The 20,400-nt window shown below is 63.6% G+C and carries 16 protein-coding genes; 9 read left to right on the forward strand and 7 right to left on the reverse strand.

All coding sequences use genetic code 11. The features are described 5' to 3' along the window. Window positions 1-10 precede the first annotated feature (10 nt). Window positions 11-1,360 carry an MATE family efflux transporter gene (locus CKW24_RS21515; RefSeq protein WP_095170184.1) on the reverse strand — a complete coding sequence of 450 codons (1,350 nt, stop codon included), beginning with the start codon at window positions 1,358-1,360 and terminating at the stop codon, window positions 11-13. 178 nt (window positions 1,361-1,538) lie between these two features. Between CKW24_RS21515 and CKW24_RS21520 the strand changes: the two genes are divergently transcribed. Beyond that, window positions 1,539-6,440, forward strand: coding sequence for an alpha-2-macroglobulin (locus tag CKW24_RS21520; RefSeq protein WP_095170185.1), 4,902 nt, complete (start codon window positions 1,539-1,541; stop codon window positions 6,438-6,440). 34 nt (window positions 6,441-6,474) lie between these two features. On the opposite strand, the gene CKW24_RS21525 is transcribed toward CKW24_RS21520, so the two are convergent. Next, window positions 6,475-6,768, reverse strand: coding sequence for a hypothetical protein (locus CKW24_RS21525; protein ID WP_095170186.1), 294 nt, complete (start codon window positions 6,766-6,768; stop codon window positions 6,475-6,477). Between the two features lie 126 nt (window positions 6,769-6,894). Between CKW24_RS21525 and pbpC the strand changes: the two genes are divergently transcribed. The 6 genes from pbpC (at window position 6,895) to CKW24_RS21555 (ending at window position 13,831) form a co-directional block, all read left to right on the forward strand. After that, window positions 6,895-9,231: a peptidoglycan glycosyltransferase PbpC gene (pbpC, locus tag CKW24_RS21530; RefSeq protein ID WP_095170233.1), complete on the forward strand. Its 2,337-nt coding sequence runs from the start codon at window positions 6,895-6,897 to the stop codon at window positions 9,229-9,231. Window positions 9,232-9,480: 249 nt separating this feature from the next. Continuing rightward, window positions 9,481-9,783: a MazG-like family protein gene (locus tag CKW24_RS21535; RefSeq protein ID WP_095170187.1), complete on the forward strand. Its 303-nt coding sequence runs from the start codon at window positions 9,481-9,483 to the stop codon at window positions 9,781-9,783. Further along, window positions 9,783-10,532, forward strand: coding sequence for a methyltransferase (locus CKW24_RS21540; protein WP_095170188.1), 750 nt, complete (start codon window positions 9,783-9,785; stop codon window positions 10,530-10,532). The genes CKW24_RS21535 and CKW24_RS21540 overlap by 1 nt, the downstream gene beginning before the upstream one ends. A gap of 23 nt (window positions 10,533-10,555) precedes the next feature. Beyond that, a complete protein-coding gene (locus CKW24_RS21545) occupies window positions 10,556-11,176 on the forward strand; it encodes a DUF4136 domain-containing protein (RefSeq protein WP_095170189.1) in 621 nt (206 codons plus the stop codon). A gap of 40 nt (window positions 11,177-11,216) precedes the next feature. After that, window positions 11,217-11,774, forward strand: a complete 558-nt coding sequence (locus tag CKW24_RS21550; RefSeq protein WP_095170190.1) for a DUF4136 domain-containing protein — start codon at window positions 11,217-11,219, stop codon at window positions 11,772-11,774. A 104-nt stretch (window positions 11,775-11,878) separates the two neighbouring features. Beyond that, on the forward strand, window positions 11,879-13,831 hold the full coding sequence (locus CKW24_RS21555; RefSeq protein ID WP_095170191.1) for a pilus assembly protein TadG-related protein: 1,953 nt from the start codon (window positions 11,879-11,881) through the stop codon (window positions 13,829-13,831). Here CKW24_RS21555 and CKW24_RS21560 read toward each other — a convergent pair. Both CKW24_RS21560 and CKW24_RS21565 read right to left on the reverse strand, forming a co-directional pair. Further along, window positions 13,828-16,572: an ATP-binding protein gene (locus CKW24_RS21560; RefSeq protein WP_371917603.1), complete on the reverse strand. Its 2,745-nt coding sequence runs from the start codon at window positions 16,570-16,572 to the stop codon at window positions 13,828-13,830. The genes CKW24_RS21555 and CKW24_RS21560 overlap by 4 nt on opposite strands. Beyond that, complete coding sequence (locus CKW24_RS21565) at window positions 16,569-17,015, reverse strand: TadE/TadG family type IV pilus assembly protein (RefSeq protein WP_095170192.1); 447 nt, start codon at window positions 17,013-17,015, stop codon at window positions 16,569-16,571. Before CKW24_RS21565 ends, CKW24_RS21560 begins: the two co-directional genes overlap by 4 nt. A gap of 75 nt (window positions 17,016-17,090) precedes the next feature. Here CKW24_RS21565 and CKW24_RS21570 point away from each other — a divergent pair, with 75 nt between their 5' ends. Both CKW24_RS21570 and CKW24_RS21575 read left to right on the forward strand, forming a co-directional pair. After that, window positions 17,091-17,561, forward strand: a complete 471-nt coding sequence (locus tag CKW24_RS21570; RefSeq protein ID WP_095170235.1) for a prepilin peptidase — start codon at window positions 17,091-17,093, stop codon at window positions 17,559-17,561. Between the two features lie 125 nt (window positions 17,562-17,686). Next, the gene (locus tag CKW24_RS21575; protein WP_095170193.1) at window positions 17,687-18,478 is read left to right on the forward strand and encodes a response regulator transcription factor; all 792 of its coding nucleotides are present in this window, start codon (window positions 17,687-17,689) and stop codon (window positions 18,476-18,478) included. Between the two features lie 18 nt (window positions 18,479-18,496). Here the strand turns inward: CKW24_RS21575 and CKW24_RS21580 are convergent, their stop codons facing one another. From CKW24_RS21580 to CKW24_RS21590, 3 genes are read right to left on the reverse strand one after another with little or no spacing between them, the layout of a single operon-like run. Continuing rightward, on the reverse strand, window positions 18,497-18,766 hold the full coding sequence (locus tag CKW24_RS21580) for a DUF3613 domain-containing protein (RefSeq protein ID WP_095170194.1): 270 nt from the start codon (window positions 18,764-18,766) through the stop codon (window positions 18,497-18,499). Window positions 18,767-18,784: 18 nt separating this feature from the next. Continuing rightward, on the reverse strand, window positions 18,785-19,504 hold the full coding sequence (locus tag CKW24_RS21585) for a lipopolysaccharide assembly protein LapB (protein ID WP_095170195.1): 720 nt from the start codon (window positions 19,502-19,504) through the stop codon (window positions 18,785-18,787). Window positions 19,505-19,514: 10 nt separating this feature from the next. After that, window positions 19,515-20,399, reverse strand: a complete 885-nt coding sequence (locus CKW24_RS21590; protein ID WP_095170196.1) for a type II secretion system F family protein — start codon at window positions 20,397-20,399, stop codon at window positions 19,515-19,517. Window position 20,400 lies beyond the last annotated feature (1 nt).

The raw sequence follows: 20,400 nt of genomic DNA on the forward strand, positions 1-20,400 counted from the left end.
GTACGGTGGTTCACTGCGTGTGGCCGGTGAACCATTGGTCCTTGTTGCGCAGGTGCCAGGCGAATACGCCCAGGGTCAGGCTGCGCAGCAACATGAACAGCAGGAATGTCAGCCACAGGCCATGGTTGCCCAGGCCTTGCAGGGCCCAGGCGAACGGCAGGACGATGACCACGGTCAACAGCATGCCGTTGCGCATTTCCCGCGCACGGGTGGCGCCGATGAACAGGCCGTCGAGCAGGTAGCTCCAGACCGCAATCAGGGGCAGGGCGGCCAGGTAAGGCAAGTAGCTGAAAGCGGTGTCGCGCACGCTCTGGATATCCGTCTGCATTTCAATGAACAGGTGTCCGGCACACAGAAACAACAGGGCGAAGCCAGTGCTGGCGATCAACGACCAACCGCAAGCCACCACCAGCGAACGGCGCAGGGCCTGGCGATCACGGGCGCCGATGGCGTGGCCGCACAGCGCCTCCACGGCATGCGCCAGGCCATCGAGGGCGTGGGCTGTCAACAGCAGGCCGTTGAGCAACAGGGCATTGGCTGCCACCGTCGCATCACCGAGTCGGGCGCCCTGCACCGTGATCATGAAAAATACCGACTGCAGCGCCAGGCTGCGGATGAAGATATCCCGGTTGACCGCCAGCAGCGGCCGCCAGCTTTGCCAGATCGCCAGGGCCGCCCAGGCCATATGCCCGGGAAAAGCGCGCAGGGCGCTGCGGGTCATGGCCAGGCCGAGCAGGGCGCCAGTCCATTCGGCGATCACCGACGCCCGGGCCGAGCCGACCACACCCCACTCCAGGCCAATGACGAACCACAGGTTGAGGGCAATGTTCACCAGGTTGGTGGTCAGCAGGATCGCCAGTGGCGCGCGGGCGTTCTGGGTGCCGAGGAACCAGCCGACCAGCGCATAGCTGGCCAGGGCCGCAGGCAAGCCAAACAGCCGGGTGTGGAAAAACTCCCGAGTCAGGTGTTCGAGCTCCGCCGACGGCTGCATGAAGTGCAGCGCCACGCCACTCAGTGGCACGCCCAGGCTGCCCAGCAGCACGGCCAGCCCCAGCGCCAGCAGCAGGCCCTGCAGCAAGATCTGGCGCAAGGCCGCGCCGTCCCCGCGTCCGGCGGCCTGGGCCGCGAACCCGGTGGAGCCCATGCGCAGGAAACCCATGGCCCAGGCCAGGAAGGTGTACAGGCTGGCACCGATCGCCACGGCGCCCAGTTGGTGGGCGTGGGGCAGGTGGCCGATCACGGTACTGTCGACCAGCGCCACCAACGGCACCGAGAGGTTGGAGAGAATCATCGGCGCGGCGAGCGCCCAGACACGGCGATGGGTCGGGCGGTCGCGCCAGTCGTTGATCAGGGTGGACATGCAGGCTCCTTGGGCGAGCGGCATTGTAGCGGCAGATCCGCAGGGGCGGTGGTTCGGGATCAGCGGCGATCTGCTCCCGGGCGCAGAACCAAACACCCAACCGTCGGTCAATCACTCCAGCCCGGCAAGCGCTTGGGCTATAGTTCAACCCTTCGATACTCCTGCCCACGAGTGCCCCATGCTTAACAAAGGATTGTTTCTGGCCGCTGCGCTGACCTTGCTCAGTGCCTGCGATTCATCGACTCCCGGCCAACCCCCGGCCAGCTCCGCACCGGCGGCCACGGTCAGCGCCGCCAAGACGCACACCGGGCAAGACCTGGCGGCGCTGAAGCAGCGCTACGCCGGCCGTGAGTTGAGCGTGGTGGATGTCTCGGAAATCCAGCTCGACGGTGCCAGCACCCTGTCGGTGAGCTTTTCGGTGCCGCTGGACCCCCAGCAGAAATTCGCCGACAAGCTGCACCTGGTCGACAGCAAAAGCGGCAAGGTCGATGGTGCGTGGGAGCTTTCCGACAACCTGATGGAGCTGCGCCTGCGTCACCTTGAGCCGCAGCGCAAGCTGGTGCTGACGGTGGATGCCGGATTGCTGGCGGTCAACGACGCCAAGCTGACCGGCGAATATGTCAGCCGCCTGGAAACCCGCGACCTGCAACCGACCGTAGGGTTTGCCAGCCGTGGCAGTCTGCTGCCGACGCGCCTGGCCGAAGGCCTGCCGGTGATTGCCCTGAATGTCGACAAGGTCGACGTCGAATTTTTCCGGATCAAATCCGAATCGCTGCCAGCGTTCCTCGCCCAATGGGGGCGCAACAACAGCCTGCAAAGCTATGAATCCCGTGAACTGCTGCCCATGGCCGAGTTGGTGTATGGCGGCCGCTTTGACCTGAACCCGGCGCGTAACACCCGTGAAACCCTGCTGTTGCCGATCGCCGGCCTCAAGCCCCTGCAGCAACCGGGCGTCTACCTGGCGGTCATGCGCGCCTCGGGCACGTACAACTATTCGCAACCGGCGACCCTGTTTACCCTCAGTGACATCGGCCTCTCGGTGCACCGCTATCAGAACCGCCTGGATGTGTTCACCCAAGCCCTGGAGGGCGGCAAGGCGCTGGACGATGTCAGCCTGGAGTTGCTCGACAGCGACGGCCGCGTGGTCGGCCAGGGCAAGACTGGGCAGGGCGGCCACGCTCAGTTGCCGCTGCCGAAAAAAGCCGAAGTGCTCCTCGCCCACCAGGGCCAGCAGACCAGCCTGCTGCGACTCAACAGTGCAGCGTTGGACCTGGCCGAGTTCAACATCGGCGGCCCCCAGTCCCATCCATTGCAGTTCTTCGTGTTCGGCCCGCGTGACCTCTACCGCCCCGGCGAAACCGTGCTGCTCAACGCCCTGCTGCGCGACGCCGACGGCAACGCGGTCAAGCCGCAGCCGGTGAGTGTCGAAGTGCGGCGCCCGGACGAGCAGGTCAGTCGCAAGTTCGTCTGGGACGCCGATGCCTCCGGTCTGTATCAGTATCAGTTGCAACTGGCCGGCGAAGCGCCGACCGGGCGTTGGCAGTTGGTGTTCGACCTGGGCGACGGCAAGCCACAACTCTACGAGTTTCTCGTCGAAGACTTCCTGCCCGAACGCCTGGCCCTCGAACTCAAAGGCAGCGAGCAACCGATCAAACCGGGCGACACCGCGCAAATCAGCGTCAATGGTCGTTATCTCTACGGCGCGCCGGCCGCCGGCAATCGCTTGAGTGGCCAAGTTTACGTGCGACCGCTGCGTGAGGCGGTCAAGAGCCTGCCGGGTTATCAATTCGGCTCGGTGACCGAAGAGGAACTGAGCCAGGACCTGGAGCTGGAGGAAACCGCGCTGGACGAAGACGGCGAAGTGCTGATCTCCCTCGACAGCAAATGGGCCGAAGCCAAGTCACCGCTGCAACTGATCGTCCAGGCCAGCCTGCAGGAGTCCGGTGGCCGGCCGATTACCCGGCGCGTGGTGCAACCGGTGTGGCCGGCCGAGCGCATGCCGGGGCTGCGCGCCTTGTTCGATGGCGAGGAAACCGACGGCGATGGTCCGGTCGAGTTCGAACTGTTGATGGCCAACAACCAGGGCCAGAAGCTGGCCGCCGACAACCTCAAGGTGCGCTTGATTCGCGAGCGCCGCGACTACTACTGGAACTACTCGGACAACGATGGCTGGAGCTATCACTTCAACGAGAAGTTCCTCAACCTTGCCGAAGAGACCCTGAGCATCAAGGCCGGTGACACGGCCAAGGTCAGCTTCCCGGTGGAGTGGGGCCCTTATCGGGTGGAAGTCGAAGACCCACAGACCGGGGTGACCAGCAGCCTGCGCTTCTGGGCCGGCTACCGCGCCCAGGACAACGCCGAAGGCGGAGCAGTGCGTCCGGACCAAGTGAAACTGGCGCTGGATAAACCGGCCTATGCCGATGGCGACACGGCCACGGTCACGGTAACGCCACCGGCGGCCGGCAAAGGCTACCTGCTGGTGGAATCGGCCGATGGCCCGCTGTGGTGGCAGGAAATCGAAGTGCCGGCCGAGGGCAAGAGCTTTGCCGTGAAGCTCGATCCGAAATGGTCGCGGCACGATCTGTATGTCAGCGCGCTGGTGATTCGTCCCGGTGAGCGCAAGGCCAACGTCACCCCCAAACGTGCGGTCGGCGTGCTGCACTTGCCGCTGGATCGGACCCAGCGCAAGCTTGGCCTGAGCCTGAGTGCGCCGGAAAAAATGCGCCCCAAACAGCCGCTGAGCGTGAAGATCCAGGCCAGGAATGCCGACGGCAGCGTGCCAAAACAAGTGCACGTGCTGTTGGCTGCGGTCGATGTCGGCATCCTCAATATCACCGAGTACCCGACCCCGGATCCCTACTCCAGCCTGTTTGGACGCAAGGCCTACGGCGCTGACCAATTGGACGTCTACGGGCAATTGATCGAAGCCGGCCAAGGCCGTCTGGCCAGCCTGGCCTTTGGTGGTGATGCGGCGCTGGCCAAGGGCGGCAAACGCCCGGACACCAGCGTGACCATCGTCGCCCTGCAGAGTGCGCCGGTTACCCTCAACGAGCAGGGTGAAGGTCAGGTCAGTGTCGATATTCCGGACTTCAACGGTGAACTGCGCTTGATGGCCCAGGCCTGGACCGACGATCGCTACGGTATGGCCGAAGCCAAGACGGTGATCGCCGCGCCCTTGATCGCCGAACTCTCGGCGCCACGCTTCCTCGCTGGCGGCGACCAGACCAGCCTGGCGCTGGACCTGTCGAACCTCTCGGGCAAGGCGCAGACGCTGCAGGTGCAACTGAGCACCGAGGGCCAACTGGCCCTGGTGGACACGGCGGCCCACAGTGTGGCGTTGACCCCGGGCCAGCGCACCACCTTGCGCATTCCCCTGCGCGCCCTCGGTGGTTTTGGCCAGGGCAAGGTCAAGGTGCTGGTCAACGGCCTCGACTTGCCGGGCGAGAGCCTGCCGCCGTTTACCCGGGAGTGGACCCTGGGCGTGCGGCCGGCCTATCCGGCGCTGCTCAAGCACTATCGCGCGGTACTCAAGGAGCAACCCTGGAGCCTGCCTGACAGTGAACTGGCACTGTTCGAACCGGCCGGGCGCGAAGCCTTGCTCAGCCTGTCGAGCCGGCCACCGCTGAACCTGGGCGAGCAGATCCGTGCACTCAAGGCCTACCCCTACGGTTGTTCCGAACAAACCACCAGCGGCCTGTACCCGTCGCTGTATGCCGACGCGGCGAGCCTGAAACGCCTGGGCCTGGAAGGCGAGCCGGAAGCTGCGCGCAAGCGCAAGATCGAACTGGGCATCGAACGTTTGCTGGGCATGCAGCGTTACAACGGTAGCTTCGGCCTGTGGGGCGCCGATGGGGAGGAGGAGTACTGGCTGACAGCCTACGTCACCGACTTCCTGCTGCGCGCCCGCGACCAGGGTTTCGGCGTGCCGGCCGATGCCCTGAAAAAAGCCAACGAGCGCCTGCTGCGTTACCTGCAGGAGCGCAACCTGATCGAAGTCGACTACAGCGAAAACGCCGAGCACACGCGGTTTGCGGTGCAGGCCTATGCCGGCCTGGTATTGGCCCGCAGCCAACAGGCACCTTTGGGCGCGCTGCGCAGTCTGTTCGAGCGGCGCAGCGATGCCCGTTCCGGGTTGCCACTGGTGCAATTGTCGGTGGCCCTGCAGCTCATGGGCGATCAACCACGCGCCGCGCAGGCGCTGGTCGCGGGGCTTGCGGCGACACGCAAGGCCAACGACTGGCTGGCCGACTACGGCAGCCCGCTGCGGGACCAGGCGCTGATTCTGGCGTTGCTGCAGGAATACGACCTGGACAAGGGCAAGCGCGAAGAGCGCTTGTTCGAGCTGTCCGACCAGTTGGCTGCCAGCCCGTACCTGTCGACCCAGGAGCGCAACTCGCTGTTCCTCGCCGGCCGTAGTTTGCTGGGCAAGCCTGAAGCCAACTGGACTGCGCAGTTGAGCAGTGGCACGCAAACCCGTGAGCTGAACAACGCCCAGCCCGGGCTCAAGTTGCAAGGGCCGTTGCTGGCCTCGCCGCTGACGCTGAGCAATGCCGGCAGCGAGCCGGTCTATCAACAGCTGACCATCTCCGGTTATCCACTGCAGGCGCCGGCACCGGGTGGCGAGAACCTGAACATTCGCCGTGAGTACCTGGGCATGAACGGCCAGCCGCTGGATCTCAAGGCGTTGGCCAGCGGCGACCTGGTACTGGTGCATATCGCCGTCAGCGCCAAGCAGCGCGTGCCGGATGCCTTGGTGGTGGACTTGTTGCCGGCCGGCCTGGAGCTGGAAAACCAGAACCTGGCCCAAAGCGCTGCGAGCCTGGAAAACGCCAGCAGCAAGGTCAAGGAGTGGCGTGAGTCGATGCAGAACGCCAGCCTCAAGCACCAGGAGTTCCGTGACGATCGTTACGTCGCAGCGTTGAACCTCGACGGCTATGGCACCACGCACCTGCTGTATCTGGCACGGGCGGTCACGCCCGGCACCTATCGTGTACCGCCGCCGCAGGTGGAGTCGATGTACCGGCCGAACTGGCAGGCGGTGGGTGAGACGGTGCCAGAGATGGTAATCAAGGGCCGTTGAATGCTGCGGCTTTATCTACGAGGGGTTGGGTGGTTCAGTGAATCACCCAACTCAACACCCACAACCCCAATACCAGCCAGATGATCCCGCCGATGATCGAGGCGCGCATGAAGGCGCGGATGGCCGAGTACAGCAGCAACAGGCCGACCACCAGCGCAAGGATGCTGACGATCGAAGTGTCCATGCCCAGCGCCTGTGACAGCCCTTCGACAAAGTTGCCGCCAGCGTGGCTCAAGGTGTTGAACAACCCGCTGAGTATGTCGACGATGAAGCGGATGACCGACCCCAGCGCCTGGCCGAGCCATTCGAAAAAGCTTTCTACCTGCATGTGTGCATCCTGATGAAAGAGTGGGCGTGGGTGCCAGAGCTGAGTCTTTGGCTGTTGAATCTGTGGGTGAGTTCCCTTGAAGCATAGAGGTTTGCGGGTTTGATTTTTCCAATACTAACGCGGCGCCTGGGTTCGTGGTGCAAGCGGGCGTGGCGTTGGCTGCTGGGCAGCGTGGTGTTGCTGGTGGTCCTGGTGTGGCTGGCCGACCGGCTCTGGCCGTTGCCCCTGCCCAAGGACGATCTGGCGCGGGTGGTGCTGGCCGAAGACGGCACGCCGCTGTGGCGCTTCGCCGATGCCAACGGCGTGTGGCGTTACCCGGTGCAGACGAGCGAAGTTTCGCCCTATTACCTCGACGCCTTGCTGACCTACGAAGACCGTTGGTTTTACCAGCATCCCGGGGTCAACCCGCTGGCGCTGGGCCGGGCGGCGTGGCAGAACCTGAGCGGCGGTCGGGTGTTGTCCGGCGGTAGCACGCTGTCGATGCAGGTGGCGCGTCTGCTCGATCCCCATCCGCGGACGCTGCTGGGCAAGTCGCGGCAACTGTGGCGCACGGCCCAGCTGGAATGGCATTTGTCCAAGGAGCAGATTCTCAACCTGTACCTCAACCGCGCACCGTTCGGCGGCACCTTGCAAGGCGTGGCCGCCGCCAGTTGGGCGTATCTGGGCAAGTCACCGCAGCACCTGACCCACGCCGAAGCGGCGTTGCTTGCGGTGTTGCCACAAGCGCCCAGTCGCTTGCGCCCTGACCGCCATCCGGCCCGCGCACAAGTAGCGCGGGACAAGGTGCTGCGCCGGCTCGGTGAATTTGCCGTGTGGCCGCAGTCGGCGGTCGACGAGGCCCTGGAGGAACCCTTGCTGCTGGCGCCCCGCCTGGAGCCCAGCCTGGCGCCCTTGTTGGCGCGCCGCTTGAACCGCCCGCACAGCCCGCCGCTGATTCGCACCACCCTCGACGCCAATTTGCAGCGGCGTCTCGAGGACCTGTTGCTGGGCTGGCGCGCGCGCCTGCCTGAGCACACCTCGGCGGCGATTCTGGTAGTCGAGGCACAAAGCATGGCAGTGCGTGCCTACCTGGGCTCGGTGGACATCAACGACACCCGGCGCTTCGGCCATGTCGACATGATCAGCGCCCTGCGCTCGCCGGGGTCGACGCTCAAGCCGTTCCTCTATGGCATGGCCATGGACGCCGGGCTGATCCATTCCGAGTCGCTGCTGCAGGACGTGCCCCGGCGTTATGGCGATTACCGCCCGGGCAACTTCTCCATGGGCTTCAGCGGCCCGGTGCCGGCCAGCAGTGCGCTGTCGACTTCCCTGAACCTGCCGGCGGTGCAGTTGCTCGAAGCCTACGGCCCGAAACGCTTTGCCGCCGAAATGCGCATCGGCGGCATGCCATTGGCCTTGCCGCCGCTGGCCGAGCCCAATCTGTCGCTGATCCTCGGCGGTGCCGGGAGCCGGCTGGAGGACTTGGTCAGCGGCTACAGCGCCTTTGCCCGTGGCGGCAAGAGCGCCACTATCCGCCTGCAGCCCGACGACGAACTGCGCGAACGGCCGCTGCTGTCGCCGGGTTCGGCGTGGATCGTGCGGCGCATTCTCAGTGGGCAGGCGCGCCCCGACCGTGACCCGCGAGCCGAGTTGGTGCAGCGCCCGGTGCTGGCCTGGAAAACCGGCACCAGCTATGGCTTTCGTGATGCCTGGGCGATTGGCGTCGGCCCGCGTTACCTGATCGGCATCTGGATCGGCCGCCCGGACGGCACCCCGGTGCCCGGGCAGTTTGGCCTGGCCTCGGCGGCACCGCTGATGCTGCAGGTACACGATGTGCTGATCAACCGTGACAGTCAGCGTGGCATCAGCGCCCCGGTGCAGCCGGTGCCCTTGAACGTCGGGGTGGCTGCGATCTGCTGGCCCCTGGGACAGCCCATGAGCCGTACCGACCCCAACTGCCGCCGCCAGCGCTTCGCCTGGACCCTGGACGGCACCACGCCGCCGACCTTGCAAGCCATGGACCAGCCCCTGGGCGTGGGCCTGGTGGAAAAAATCTGGGTTAACGAGCGTGGGCTGCGAGTCGACGCCAAGTGTCCGGGGGCGGTGGCCCGGGATATCGCCTTGTGGCCGGCACCGCTGGAGCCTTGGTTGCCGCGGGTCGAACGGCGCGAAGCGCGCTTGCCGGCCAACGATCCGGATTGCCCGGGTCCGCTGCTGGCGGCATCCTCACCGTTGTCGATCGTCGGCGTGCGCGAGGGTGATCAACTACGGCGCCCGGCCGCCAGCCAGGAGTTGCTGCGCCTGAAGTTGTCGGCATTGGGGGGCAGCGGTCGGCGTTGGTGGTTTGTCAACGGCGCACCGCTGGGTGACAGCGCAAACCAGGACAGCATCAACGCGACTTTCGAACAGCTTGGACGGGTTGAATTGAGCGTGCTGGATGAGGGCGGGCAGACGGCGCGGGTCGAGTTCAATGTCGTCGATTAGAGCGCCAGCGTGAGCAGACGGAGCTGTGCTGAATACGGCGGAGCCTGTGGGAGCGGGCTTGCCCGCGATGACGATCTGCGCCACACCACAGATCTTGGCAGCTGCTACGGGTTTGGACGGTGTATACAAAATTTGCAAGCTCCCACAGGGGCGAGTCGGCAGTGCTGCGACTGCTCGCAATCTGTCGCGTAGCGACAGCTTGCTTCCTGTGGTCATCCGCCCGAAGCTATACGCCTTCAGGAGAGCCCGATGAACCTTGTTGAACTGACCGAACGCCTGCACAGCATCCGCGACCGCAATGACTGGCGGCAATTTCACAGCCCGAAAAACCTCGCCATGGCCGCCAGTGTGGAAATGGCCGAGCTGGTGGAAATATTCCAGTGGCTGAGCGAAGACCAGTCGCGCCAGTTGCCACCCGACACCCTGGCCCACGCCGGGCAGGAAGTGGGGGACATCGTGCTTTATCTGCTGCTGCTGTGCAGCGAGCTGGGGTTGGATATGGAGCAGGTGGTGCGCAGCAAGCTGGCCGACAGCGAACGGCGGTTCAGCTGATGAGCGACCGTCATTTCGATCAGTTGGCGACCCGTTTCGCGGAAAAAATCTACGGCGGTGCCAAAGGCGCGATCCGCCTCGCGGTGTTGCAGGCGGACCTGGCGGAAACCTTGCCGGACCGCCCGCTGCGGGTGCTGGACATCGGCGCGGGCCTGGGCCACATGTCGCTGTGGCTGGCCGAGCGCGGCCACCAGGTGACCCTGGCCGAGCCGGCCGCACCGATGCTCGAAGGGGCGCGCCAGCGTTTCGCCGAGGCCGGACAAACTGCGACCTTCATCCAGGCGCCCTGGCAGGAACTGCTCGGCCAACTCACCGAGCCCTATGACCTGGTGCTGTGCCACGCGGTGCTGGAGTGGCTGGCAGAACCCCATGCGATTCTGCCGGTGCTGCATCAACTGACCGCGCAGGGCGGTTGGTTGTCGCTGGCGTTCTACAACCGCGACGCGCTGATTTACCGCAATCTGCTCAAGGGTCACTTCCGCAAAATGCGCAAGAACGACATGGCGGGCGAAAAGCAGAGCCTGACCCCACAGATGCCCCTGGATCCGCGTGAACTGGCGACGCAACTGCAGGGCCTGTGGACGGTCGAAACCCAGAGTGGGGTGCGGGTTTTCCATGACTACATGCCCGTGGAATTCCAGGCCCGTGCCGAACTGCTCGACTTGCTGGAGATGGAACTGGCGCACCGTCGGCACCCGACATTTGCCGGGCTGGGACGTTACCTGCACTGGATCTGCCGCCCGGCCTGACCCCAATACCCGTGGAGGGCATCATGAAACGCCGCCTTGGATTGATTGCCGTGTGCCTGGGGCTTGGCGCCTGCCAGGGCAGCAACCCGTATGTCGCCAGCTCCAGGCCCTTGCCACCGGCGCCACCGCAAGCGGCCCAGACGTTTGATCGCAGCGCCTACCCTGCGGCTCCGCGAGACTTCAGTCGCTACCGCAGTTGGGCCTGGCTCGACGGCCAGATGCCCAATGGCTCGGCCTGGGCGGACTCGGCTCAGATCGCCGAAACCGTGAGCAACGCCCTCGACCAGCGAGGCCTGCGCCCCTTGCATGACCAGCGCACGGCAGACCTGCTGGTGAGTGCCGACCTGCACCAGGAAACCCGCTTGCAGCAAGTGCAGGACGATTACGGCTATGGCGCCTACGGTGGTTACAACCGTTATGGCAACGGTTATGGCAGTGGCGTCGGCATGTACAACACGGTGCCCGTTGTGCGCACCTACCAGATCCAGGTGCTGGTGGTGCGGGTCGATCTGTACGACGCGGGCACCGGCCAACCGGTGTGGAGTGCCAGTGCTGAAACCAGCGTCGATGGAACGCAACGCGAACGCGGTGATGCATTAAGAGAAGCTGTTCAAAAGGCCGTAGCGGCGTATCCTCCTTCTTAATGACTCGCATTCGTGTGCGGGCCTGCACCGGAGAAAAACCATGTTCCGCCGTCTCGCATTCGTGGCATGTGCTGTGTTGCTCAGTGCTTGCCAGTCCAACCAGATCAATCACGACTTTGACGCCAGCCGCGACTTCGCCGCCTACCACAGTTGGACCTGGAAGGAGCCCGCCCTGCAATATCGCCCGGATGATCCACGGATCCAGAGCGACCTCACCGAGCAACGTATTCGCCAGTCGGTGGCCGATCAGCTCGACCAGCGCGGCTTGCGCCCGGCAGCCGGGAGCAGCAAGGGTGACCTTAATGTGCAGACCTACCTGATCATCGAAGAGCGCCAGCAACAGGTCACCACCAACTACGGCGGCGCCTGGGGCAACCCCTGGAACGGTTACTGGGGCGCACCGATGTACAACGAAACCCGCAATGTCAGCTACAAGGTCGCGACCATCCAGATCGACCTGCTGGACGGCAAGGACGGCAAGTTGGTATGGCGCGGCAGTGACGAACAGATGCTCAGCAGCTCTCCCAATCCCAGCGATCGCAGCAATGCGATTCGTGAGACCGTGACGCGGATCCTGAGTAACTATCCGCCAAGATAAGCACGCCTGACGGACTATCTGGCAGCGGCACTGGCAACTTGCCAGCGCTGCGCGCGTGCGTTGACTACACTGCGAGCACTACTGGAGGTAGCAAGGAGTGCTCGATGTCTCCTCGTTCATGCTTTCGCGGTCGAAGTCGCCAGCGTGGGGCCATCGGCCTGGTTGCGGCGATGACCCTGGGCCTGGCGCTATTGTTTGCGCTGTTGGTGGTCGACAGTGGTCGGCTGTATCTGGAGCAGCGCAAGTTGCAGCGGGTGGTCGACACCGCCGCGCTGGAAGCAGTGACCCGCGGTGGGCATTGTCAGGCGGCCAATACAGCACTGACCTACGCGACGCAAAGTGCAGCGCGCAACGGGTTCAGTGTCAACGCAGAGCAAACTCTTGCGATTGAATGCGGCACCCTCGCCACCGGTAGCGATAACCTGCGGCGGTTCAGCGTCGATCCCAGCAAGTCAGACGCCATTCGAGTCGTCGCCCATAATTCCGTGCCCAGGAGCATCGCTTCCGGGGTGGCGGCATTGTTTTCCAAGGGACCGCTGCCATTGCGCACCGGGCTGGCCGCCACCGCCGTTGCCGCGTCACCCTCACCCCTGGCGATGCTGACTATCCGCACCATCCTGGGCACCATCGACAGCACCAAGTCGGACCTGCTCGATGCGCTGATCGGCGGCATGCTGGGTGGCAATCTGAAGCTGACCGCCGGCGGTTGGGACGGGTTGGTCAAAACCGAGATCAAGCTTCTCAGCTACCTGGATCAGCTGGCGGTGGATTTGCTCCTGAACGCCGGTGACTACGAAACGCTGCTCAGTACGGCGGTGTCGCCTACGCAATTGATCAACGCGGCGATCAAGGTCCTGAGCAAAGGCGGCGCAACGGCCCAGGTTGCCGTGCAGGCGCTGCAGTCCATCAGCAACATTTCCAGCGCGGCGCAGACACTCAAGCTGGGGGAGGTGTTGAACGTGCAGACGGGGGCTTCCACGACGGGTCTGGATTCCAATGTGCAGGTTTTTCAGCTGGTCCAGGCGGTCGCCCAACTGGCCAATAGTAAAAGTGCCGCTGCGGTCTCGACTGAGGTGAGCATTCCGTTGATCGGCAAAGTGGGGGTGAAGCTCAAGGTGATCGAGCCGCCACAGCTGTCGACGATCGGCAATCCGGCGCTGGCCAAGGCTGGCCTGGCCACCGGCAAGGATCAGATTTTTGTCCGGACGGCCCAGGTCAGGGCCCTGGTTTCCATCGAGTTGCCGATACTCAAGACCATTTCCCAGTTGGTATCGGCGCTTCCCGACCTGTTGACGCCGGTTTCGGGGGTCGTGAACAACCTGTTGCATCTTAATCTGGTGGGCGTGGTGAATTCGCTTTTATGCCTGGTCATAGCGCCTTGCGATAACACCGTCCTGTCGATTGCTTCCAGGCTGGATATCAGTCTGGAAGCCGGCAGTGCCGAAAGTTACCTTGCCGATTACAACTGCGCCAGCGAGGCCAGCAAGAGCGTGACGGTCCAGGCAACCACCTCCATCGCGAACCTGGGCATCGGCAAGATTGACCCGGTCCAGGCCTTTGCCTCATCCGCAGCCATCGCCGTTGAACCTGTGCGACTGATTGATATCGGCATCAGAACCTGCGCTGGAATTCTGGGCTGTGGCCCGGTCACGCTGGGTAAGGGCGGAGGACTGGGGCTCAAGGCGCAAACCACTATCGGCCAGCGCACGCAAAGCCTGGTCTATCCGTTGCCCCCCAATATCGGCCTGCCTGCGCAGTATCAAGCGATAGACTCGATCAACATCCTTACGAGTCTGGGCAACACGTTGAGCGGTCTGCAGGTGACCTCCTATGTTCCGCCCAGCGGCAATATCACCGGCAATGCACTGGCGCAGGTGGCGGGGTTGTTGAATCAAATCAGCGGCATACTGGTCAACGCCGTACGGGGATTCATCGGGCCGTTGCTGGACCCGCTCGTCAACACCTTGCTCAAGGCCCTGGGGGTCAGCCTGGGGAACGCGGAGATTGGTGCCAACCTCAGTTGTCATTCAGGCGGTGGAGCGCAATTGGCAATCTAACGCGCCCCGGCAATCGGCAACTCAATGCAGAAACATGCACCCTGCTCGGCATTGCGCACGCTCAACTGGCCGCCCATGTTCTGCACGATGCCATAGCTCACCGACAACCCCAGGCCGGTGCCGACACCCACCGGCTTGGTGGTGAAGAACGGTTCGAAGATGCGCTCCAGCAGGCGCGGGTCGATGCCGCCGCCGTTGTCTTCGACCCACAGGCGCACCACGCGCGCATCGGCTTCGGCGCGCAGGCTGATCCAGGGTTCGAATTCGCGCTGCACTTCACGCTTGCTCAACAGGGCATCGCGGGCATTGACCAGCAGGTTGATCAACACTTGCTCCAGTTGATCGACATGGCCGCGGACCTGTACCTCGAAGTCGAGGGAGGGGATGCGCAACTCCACGCCTTTGCCGCGCATGCCTTCGGCCAGCAGGGCCAAGGTGCCTTCCACTGCCTGCGCCGGATTGAACGGTTGCTGCTCGATCTCCGAACGCCGGCCAAACACCCGCATGTGATCGACCACCCGCGCCGCGCGCTGGACCTGGGTGTCGATCCGGCTGAGCTTGTCTTGCAGGTAGTCGACCGGTACCTCGCCGTTGCTCAAGCGCTTGAGCACATTGACGATGGCCATGCGCATGACGTTGAGTGGCTGGTTGATTTCATGAGCCAGGCCCGTGGCCATTTCCCCGAGGGTGGCCATTTTGGCGCTTTGCATCAGCTGTTGCTGGGAGCGCCGCACTTCAGTGTTGTCGCGGCCCACCGCCTGGACTTCCAGCAGTTGCCCCTGTTCATCGAACACGCCGCGGTCCGACCACACCCACCAGGCGTGTTCGCGACCGGGCAGTTGCAGGCTGATTTCTGCGGTGCTGACCGGGAACTCCGGCGTCAGTTGCTGGATGCGCAGCAGGAAGGCAACGCGCTGCTCGGCTGACAACCAACTGCCCAGGTCGACCCCCGGCAATTGCTCCGGCGGGCATTCCAGGTACTTGGCCAGCGGACGGTTGGCGAAGGTCAGCGTCAAGTCGGGACGATAACGGCAGATCATCGCCGGCGAATCCTCCACCAGGATCCGGTAGCGCTCCTCGCTCTGGCGGACCTGCTCGGTGGCCAGGGTGGCTTCGGTATCGTCCAGCCACAGGCCGACCGCCTCGACTGGCAAACCCAGGTCATTGCGCAGCAACCGGGCCTCATCCAACAGCCAGTGGTAATCGCCGGCCCGGTCACGCATGCGGTAGCGTGCACGCACATTGCCTTCGCGCAACAGCTGGCGCGTGCGGGCGAAATACAGGTCGCGATCGTCAGGGTGAATCCGCTCGATCAGGCTGGTTTCCGTCAGTTCGCTCAGTTGCCAGCCGAGCAGCGGCAGCAGGCTGTCACTGAAAAAGCATGGTTGCAGTGCACCTTCCTCATACCGCTGTACGTAGATCACCGCGGGCGAACTGGCGATCAGATTGTCCAGCCGGGCATGGGCGGCGGCGGCCTGTTGCTGCTGGTTCTTGATGTCGCTGATGTCGAGCATGAAACCCACTGGCCGACGTTGCTCGCCCAACTGCAACAGCTGGCCTTGCAGGCGATACCAGATCGGCGCCTGGAACTCGTCGCGAGCTTGCAGGCGCACACTGAGTAGCAGCGGGCGGTCGCCCTGCAGCAGGTCCTGCAGGCGGCTCTGCAGCTCGGCGCGGTCGACCGGATGGAACACCGCCAGCCATTCGCCGAGGGACAATCGCGCGTGTTCCAGGTGCAGGTTGCGGGCCAGTTGCGGGGCCAGTTGCACCCCCTCGTGCAGTTCCCACCAGCCGCTGCCGAGCAGCCCTTGCAGGGCATCGAGGCGTTGCAGTTGCTGCTGTTGTTGCTGCTCACGCAAGCGCCCCAGTAGCGGCGCGGCCAGGGCGGCGAGCAGCAGCAACCAGTCACGCTCACCGAGGGCTGGCGCAGGCTGCACTGCCGGATAAAAACCACAGAGCAGCCAGGCGCCGATCCCGTGGGCGTCGCGATACGGCACCAGCAAGCCTTCGGCATCGGCAAAAATGTCCCGCAGACGCGGCGCAAGACTGACACCCGCAGCGCCATGCAGCGCGTGGGGACGACTGCCGTCCAGGCTGTCCAGGGCGCTGCCCAGCGACTGATCGGTGTGCCAGAGCCGGGGAGCATCGTGGGCGTGGTAATGGCTGTGGATCCGCCAGTCCTGTTGCGCCTCATCGAGCAGGACAATCGCCACACAGGGGATTCGCCACTGCTGGGCCAGGTCCTGCAATTGCTCACGCAGAACCTGTGGCAAGCGCGACAGGCTGCACAGGCGCAGGTGTTCACTGCAGCGTGCGGCCAGCGCCTGGCAGGTGTCCCGGGCCTGGGCCTGTTGCCGCTCTTGCAGCAAATCACCGATATCGAGCAATTGCAGGAGCCAGCCATCCTCAGCCGGTTGTGCCCAGCCGCGCAGGTGCAGGGTGGTTGCACCAAGACCTGTGAAGTCCAGGTCCAGGCTGTGTCCGTGCCATTCGCTGGGCGGGCCTTCGACGGCCAGCCGGCTGCCGGGCAGGAGGTAGTCGCTCAGGTGCAGGGCGGTGCTGCCCGATAATCGATGGGCGAGCAAATGGCGCATGGGGCCGCTGATCTGTAGCACCCGGCCTTGCGAGTCCAGGTGCAATTGCAGCCCCACGCTGGGCACCACCGGGCGCGCAAGGGTGTCGAGTGGCAGGGTAGGGGAACGCTGCAACAGTCGCCCGAACAGCTTGCCGGCAGGACTCAAAATTGAATGCTCGACTGCGCACTCAGGCTGGTTGGCAGGCTGGGAACCGTGCCCAATCCCGGCAACACCAAAAACGGAATCACCTGGTTGAGCTTGCTGGTGGGGTAGCTCACGCTGGCGGTCAATTGGCCGGCGCTGTAGACCGCCTTGGCATCGCCGCCAGTGCCGTAGGTGAGGTTGAAGGCCTTGGGCACCCAGGACAGTTGTTGCTGCAGGACGGAGTTGGCGAGATTGACCACCGCGGTTGGGTAGTCGCTGGTATTGGGGTCCAGGGCGACGCTGCGCCGCACCGCCTCGGCCGTGGCTTCATTGAAGGACTGCATCAGCAACAGCGGCACGCTGTAACTTACGATGGCGTAGAACACCGCAAAAAAAATCACGAACACCAAGGCGAACTCAATGGCGACAGCGCCTTTTTGTGTGTGTGGCAGGTCTGTTTTCATGAGTGCGTCTACCCTGACTACTACGACGTGCCTTGAGCATAGAATCATTCCGCCAACATGGACGATTATTCCCTGATGCACAGTCTTGTCCTGATGATCTGGCTGGCGCTGTGCGCGGTCCAGGATGTCCAGCAACGCCACATTGCCAATCGCCTGACCTTGGGAGCGGGGGCTGCGGCATTGGCCTATTTGCTCTGGAGCGGCACCACCTGGCTGGGTGCACCGGCCGAGCAGGGGGGCTGGGCTTTCCTTCTGGCAGTGGCGTTCACTTTGCCCGGTTATGCGCTGGGACGGATGGGAGCCGGCGACGTGAAGATGATGGCGACGATCGGCTTGGCCACCGAGCCGGTCCATTTGCTGGGCAGTTTTATCGGTGCCGGGGTCCTGAGTGCCCTCTGGCTGTTATTTGCGCCAACGGTCTGGCCACTTATGGCTCAAGGACTTAGGAAGCGTGTTGTGTTTCTTGCACCTGAGCTGTCAAAAAACCCACCTTTTGCCCCGTTCGTTTTCCTCGGCATGTTTCTGACGATGGCCTGGATTCAATAGGCTCCGTGCAGCTATATCGCTATGTACATAGTCAGGAAGTACGTCTATTTTCAGATCACAAGTTGTACAGTTCCCGGCTGTAGGTACAGCAATCATCAACCTTCGGCCTGAGCATGGAGTGGCGCGTGAACAAGTCCCCATCGGCAGTAAAAGTATTAGTGGTCGACGATGAACCGTTGATTGTTGAAGAGCTCTGCGAATTCCTCGAAAACAGCGGTTACTCCTGCATTCCCTGTGAGTCCGGCCAACAGGCCATCGAGCTCTTTTGCCAGGACACCGATATCGGCCTGGTGCTCTGTGACTTGCGCATGCCAGACCTCGATGGCATCGAGTTGGTGCATGCGCTCCAGCGTGTGGCGGGCAAGCACCGAGCGTTCGAAGCGATCATGCTCACTGGGCGAGCCGACAAGCAGGATGTGATCAAGGCGCTGCGGGCCGGGATTGCGGACTACTACCAGAAACCGATCAACCTCAATGAACTGCTGGAGGGTCTGCAGCGCCAGGAGGCAGCCCTGCAGGAGCGGCAGAAGGAGTTGCAGCTGGGGCATTTGAACCAGAAGCTGCAGCACCTTTCCGAAACCATCAACGACCTCTACCAGGACATCGACAAAGCCCGCCGGGCACCGTCGGCCGACGCCTCGCATAGCCTCGCAGCCGACGCCGCAAGTGCCGCAGGGCAAGCTCAGATCCCGGCCCTGTTCAACCAGCTTTCACCCCGTCAACTGGACGTCGCGCGCCTGGTCGGCAAGGGCCAGACCAACTATCAGATCGCCTGTGAGCTGGGCATCACCGAGAACACGGTGAAGCTGTATGTGTCCCAGGTCCTGCGCTTGACCCACATGCATAACCGCACGCAGTTGGCGTTGGCGTTGTCGCCGAGCAATTCGGGAATGCGCCAGCAAGTGACCGCGCATTAGTCGAGGGCGGTCCGCCGTTCAGTTGCCGGACGACATCTCGCCGGCACTGTCCTGATCGTAGAAATCCGGAATGCTATAGCTGTACTTCTTCAGCCAACGCTGCAGAGCCAATTCGCGCTCGGTGGCGGTGGCGGTCTGGGGTGTGGCGGAGGCAGCCTGGTTGCTGCTTTGCAGCACCAGCCAGCCTTCGGTTTCCTGTTGTTGTGCCGAAGCTGGTCCCGATTCAATCGCCCCGGCGTTCAGGGGCAGGCCCAGCAGGACCAGGCAGCCAATAGTCGCTCGTTTCATCTGCGGTTCTCCTGCGGGTTATTTGAGGCTGATCGCTGTGGTGTCGGCCGCAGCCACCCGGTCGCTGGCTGTCGCCCTGACGGTGGCCGGTGCCTTGAGTCGTTCCGCGTGGGCCCGGGCGTCGGTGAATTGTTCCGGGCTCAGGCCGGCACTGCTGAGCACTTCGGCGGCTTGCTTCCAGTTGTCCTGATAGATCAGCAGCGTCACCAGATTGACCGCCGGCAAGGGGTCACTCTGCTTCAGTTCAATGGCGGTGAGAAATTCGAAACGGGCCTCGTCCAGGCGTAACTGGTTGAGGTAGACCACCCCCAGATCATTGCGGATTTTCTCGTTGGTAGGCGCCAGGCGCACAGCTCGTTGCAGGTGCGCCTGGGCCTGGCCGTTATCACCGCGAGCCGCATACAACTGGCCCAGGCCGTGTTCCGCTTCAGCCGACACACAGCTGCCGACCAGGCTGCGATACAGCGGCTCGGCTTCGCTGCGCCCCAGCAGGCGATAGGCCCGGGCTTTGCGCAAACGCACTTCGTTGAGGTTGTCGGGGAGCTTTTCCAGGTTGGCCAGGCTGGCGTGCAGCTTGCCGTCGCTGGCCATGTCGTCGGCCAGGTTCACCGCCAGTTCCTGCTCGGAATTGAGCCGGGCGCAACTGCCCGATGCCGTCAGCGCCGACCAGGGGGTTGGTCCCCCCGTAGCGCAACCCGTGAGCATCAACAGACTTGTTGCAAGCATCAATATTCTCATCAGCTTCTCCCTAAGAGCCGAACGCGCGGGCAATGGCGGTGAACCCTGGGCCACCCAGAACGATCAGCAAGGCCGGAAACAGAAACAGCATCATCACCACCGACATTTTCGCGGACATTTTCGAGATGTATTCCTGCTGGTGGGTCAGGCGTCGATCATCGAGCAGTTGCTTGAGCGCCAGCAGCGATTTCATTGCCCCGCCACCTTGCTGGATCAGTTGCTGGAGGATCACGCAGGTGTCGTTGAATTCATCCACGGCCAACACGTTTGCACTCTGGTTCAACTCCTGCCCCAGTTCCAGGCCCGAGTCGACCCGGGCCAGGACCAGGCGCAGTTCGCTGGTCAGTTCCGGCAGCAGTTTTTGCGCTTGCGTGCTCAACACCCGAAGGGCCTGTTCCACGGCCATGCCTGACTCGAAGAGGATGCGCAGCAAGGGGATGAAGGTAGAGATTTCTTTGGCAATGATCCGTTGCCGGCGTTTGGCCGCGAAAGCCAATACCCGTTTTGGCAGCAGGTAGCCAACCCCCATCAGCAACAGCGGCACTAACCAGGGATGACTGGCGGCGGGGAAAAAAACCTCGCGCAAAAATGCCGCCAGCCCCAGCACCAGCAAGGGCGTGCCTACCTGGATCGCGGCAAACAACGAGCGGTCACTGGCGCGACGCCAACCCAGGCGGGCGAGCAAGGCCAGGGTCTCGTTGTCGGTGCTTACCGAGCGCTGGCTGAGCCTGTTGTCGCCCAGTACGCGCAGGTAACTGCTCAGACGGTTGTCGCGCACCATCTGGCCTTGCAGGCGTTGCGCTACCTGACGCTCGCGCCGTCGTTGCGCCAGTACGCTGCCCAGCGCCAGGAGTGCGGCGGCAAGCAACAAAAAGGCGCTGATCAGGATCACCATC

This window comes from Pseudomonas sp. Irchel 3H3, from assembly GCF_900187635.1.
GTDB lineage: Bacteria > Pseudomonadota > Gammaproteobacteria > Pseudomonadales > Pseudomonadaceae > Aquipseudomonas.

Bases quoted from the DNA above. Each gene is read 5' to 3' on its own strand.
- CKW24_RS21545 (WP_095170189.1), top strand. From the start codon at position 10,556: ATGAAACGCCGCCTTGGATTGATTGCCGTGTGCCTGGGGCTTGGCGCC.
- CKW24_RS21580 (WP_095170194.1), bottom strand. From the start codon at position 18,766: ATGAAACGAGCGACTATTGGCTGCCTGGTCCTGCTGGGCCTGCCCCTG.
- CKW24_RS21535 (WP_095170187.1), top strand. From the start codon at position 9,481: ATGAACCTTGTTGAACTGACCGAACGCCTGCACAGCATCCGCGACCGC.
- CKW24_RS21570 (WP_095170235.1), top strand. From the start codon at position 17,091: ATGCACAGTCTTGTCCTGATGATCTGGCTGGCGCTGTGCGCGGTCCAG.
- CKW24_RS21520 (WP_095170185.1), top strand. From the start codon at position 1,539: ATGCTTAACAAAGGATTGTTTCTGGCCGCTGCGCTGACCTTGCTCAGT.
- CKW24_RS21540 (WP_095170188.1), top strand. From the start codon at position 9,783: ATGAGCGACCGTCATTTCGATCAGTTGGCGACCCGTTTCGCGGAAAAA.
- CKW24_RS21555 (WP_095170191.1), top strand. From the start codon at position 11,879: ATGTCTCCTCGTTCATGCTTTCGCGGTCGAAGTCGCCAGCGTGGGGCC.
- CKW24_RS21585 (WP_095170195.1), bottom strand. From the start codon at position 19,504: ATGAGAATATTGATGCTTGCAACAAGTCTGTTGATGCTCACGGGTTGC.
- CKW24_RS21590 (WP_095170196.1), bottom strand. From the start codon at position 20,399: ATGGTGATCCTGATCAGCGCCTTTTTGTTGCTTGCCGCCGCACTCCTG.
- CKW24_RS21565 (WP_095170192.1), bottom strand. From the start codon at position 17,015: ATGAAAACAGACCTGCCACACACACAAAAAGGCGCTGTCGCCATTGAG.
- CKW24_RS21515 (WP_095170184.1), bottom strand. From the start codon at position 1,360: ATGTCCACCCTGATCAACGACTGGCGCGACCGCCCGACCCATCGCCGT.
- CKW24_RS21525 (WP_095170186.1), bottom strand. From the start codon at position 6,768: ATGCAGGTAGAAAGCTTTTTCGAATGGCTCGGCCAGGCGCTGGGGTCG.
- CKW24_RS21550 (WP_095170190.1), top strand. From the start codon at position 11,217: ATGTTCCGCCGTCTCGCATTCGTGGCATGTGCTGTGTTGCTCAGTGCT.